4 protein-coding genes are annotated in these 2571 nt (G+C 68.0%); 1 reads left to right on the forward strand and 3 read right to left on the reverse strand.

What is annotated here, in order from left to right:
- The 3 genes from Q0379_RS20280 to rfbC all read right to left on the reverse strand — a co-directional run.
- Positions 1-469, reverse strand: a 469-nt coding sequence (locus Q0379_RS20280) for a pyridoxal-phosphate dependent enzyme (protein WP_299015982.1), incomplete at its 3' end; no start/stop codon positions are given.
- A 77-nt stretch (positions 470-546) separates the two neighbouring features.
- Positions 547-1461, reverse strand: a complete 915-nt coding sequence (locus Q0379_RS20285) for an alpha/beta hydrolase (RefSeq protein ID WP_299015991.1) — start codon at positions 1459-1461, stop codon at positions 547-549.
- Between the two features lie 2 nt (positions 1462-1463).
- Complete coding sequence (gene rfbC, locus Q0379_RS20290) at positions 1464-2027, reverse strand: dTDP-4-dehydrorhamnose 3,5-epimerase (RefSeq protein ID WP_299015985.1); 564 nt, start codon at positions 2025-2027, stop codon at positions 1464-1466.
- A 36-nt stretch (positions 2028-2063) separates the two neighbouring features.
- Between rfbC and Q0379_RS20295 the strand changes: the two genes are divergently transcribed.
- On the forward strand, positions 2064-2571 hold a 508-nt coding region (locus Q0379_RS20295; RefSeq protein WP_299015988.1), incomplete at its 3' end, for a glycosyltransferase family 2 protein.

Consider the following 2571-nt stretch of genomic DNA (forward strand, 5'->3'; position numbering starts at 1 on the left):
CCTGGCCGGCCATGATGTCGTAGTCGTCGAACGGGTGGACAAAGGTCAGGCCCTGCTCGGCGCACAGCTTGCGGGCGTGGGCGTTGGCGTCGTCATAGGTCTCGCCTTCGATGACCACCGTCGCGCCGAAGTCGCGGGTGTGCTGCACCTTCACGAAGGGCGTGGTCTTGGGCATGACGATGGTGACGGGCACGCCCAGCCGCGCGCCGTGATAGGCCAGGCCCTGGGCGTGGTTGCCGGCGCTGGCGGCGATGACGCCCTTAGTCTTCTCAGCCTCGGACAGAAGCATCAGCTTGTTCAGAGCGCCGCGCTCCTTGTAGGCGGCGGTGAACTGCAGATTCTCGAACTTCACCCAGACTTCCGCGCCGGTGATCTTCGACAGGGTCTTGGAGTAGCGGCACGGCGTGCGCTCGATCTGGCCCTTCAGGCGGCCGGCGGCGGCTTGGATGGCGGCGAGGTCGAGGGTCATCGGTTCAGCACTCTGTCGCGGCGAAGAACGGGCCGTGGCGGGGCTCTAACACGGCCAAGCCATCCTGGCCCACCCCCTTAGGGCGCCGTTTCGAGGAGGTTTTCTATACCCGCCCAGGCTTCCGGCTCGGTGAGCATCGGCGCATGGCCAACCCCAGGGACCTCCGCATAGGCCATGTGGGGCGCGGCGGCGCGCATGCGCTCGGCGATGGCTGGGTCGATCAGGTCCGAGATTCCGCCACGGACCAGGAGCAGCGGGCGGTCCTTCGCCAGGGCGCGGAACAACGGGTACATGTCCGGCGGGGCCAGCGCCTGGCCGCCTTCGGCCTGGGTCTTGGCAGCCATTTGGGCGGCGGCTTCGGCGGCCGCCTTGATCGGCGCGGAAATGTCGGGGTCGTAGGCTAGGACGAAGGCGCCGTCCTTCTCGTCGAACAGCCGGCGGGCGAACCTGTCCCAATCCTCCACGCCGTAGCCTGGAAAGGCCGCTTCGTTGATCGCCTTGGCGTAGGCCACCGCGTCCGGCCACGTCTCGAAACGGCTAGCGAGCCCCGTATAGCCGGCGATGCGGGCGAGGCCGACCGGCGACAGCTCGGGTCCGACATCGTTCAGCACCGCCGCGGCGATCGCCTGGGGCATGATCGAGGTCAGCACCATGGTGATCAGGCCGCCCATGCTGGTGCCGACGAACACCGCCTTGTCGATCCCGCCCGCCTGGAGCAGAGCCACGATGTCGGCGGCGTAGGTCCCCGGATGATAGTTCATGGGGTTCGGGTCGCGGGCCGAGAGACCGCGGCCGCGCACGTCGACCGCCAGGACGCGGCGGCCCATGGCGGCGATCCTGGGCGCGAGATCCTCGAAGTCCCGGGCGTTGCGCGTCAGGCCGTGGATGCAGATCACCGGCAGCTTTTCGGCCCTGCCCTTGGGCGTGTAGTCCCGGGCGTGCAGCGGCATGCCTTCAGGCGAGGTCCAGAAGAAGTCGGTGAAGTCCTGCATCATCAGCCCTCGTAGACGAACGGCGAGTCGATCTCGGCCAGCAACGGCGCGGCGTTGTCGCGGTCGTTGGCGGTGATCTCCAAAACCGGGATGGGCCAGTCGATCCCGATCGCGGGATCGCTCCAGCGCACGCCGCCCTCGGCCCGGGGCGCGTAGTAGTCGGTGACCTTGTAGAGCACCTCGCAGGCGTCGGTCAGGGTGACGTAGCCGTGCGCGAAGCCCTTGGGCACGAGCAGTTGCTGGCGGTTCTCGGCCGACAGCTCCGCGCCGACCCACCGGCCGTAGGTCGGCGAGCCTTTGCGGATATCGACCGCGACGTCGAAGATCGCCCCGACCACGCAGCGCAGCAGCTTGTCCTGGGCGTGCGGCGGTTTCTGGTAATGCAGGCCGCGCTGGATGCCGCGCGTCGTCGAACGGACGTGGTTGTCCTGCACGAAGGCGGCCTTGAACCCGGCTTCCTCCAGCGCCGATTGGCGGAAAGTCTCGGAAAACCAGCCGCGCTCATCGCCATGGCGCGCGGGCGTGATAAGCAGCACTTCGGGGATCGCCAGCGGCGTGATCTTCATGACGCGTACTTCGATTTGAGAAACGACTGGCCACCGATGCCGCCTGAGACGATGGAACACAAGAGCGGCCCGGCGGTCACGGTGGTGATCGTCTCGTACCAGAGCGGCCCGACCCTGGCTGAATGCCTGTCGCGGCTGGACGCCCAGACTTTCCGCGATTTCGAGACGATCCTGATCGACAACGCCTCGACCGACGGCGCGCCCCAGGCGGCGGCCAAGGCCCATCCTTGGGTCGATTTCGTCGAGGCCGGCGCCAATCTCGGCTTCGCGGCCGGCAACAATCTCGCCGCCCGGCGCGCCAAGGGGCGGTGGCTGGTGATGCTGAACCCCGACGCCTATCCGGAGCCGGACTGGCTGGAGGAGTTGATGGCGGGGGTCGGACGCCACCCGGCGGTAAAGAGCTTCGCCTCGCTACAGCTGTCGGCCGACCAACCGAACCTGCTGGACGGCGCGGGCGATAACCTGACCAGCGCGGGCATTCCTTTTAGGGGCGGCTACGGCCGAAAGGCGCCGGCTGTCCTGCCCGAGGGCGAGGTGTTCTCGG

This window comes from uncultured Caulobacter sp. (genome assembly GCF_937900395.1).
GTDB lineage: Bacteria > Pseudomonadota > Alphaproteobacteria > Caulobacterales > Caulobacteraceae > Caulobacter.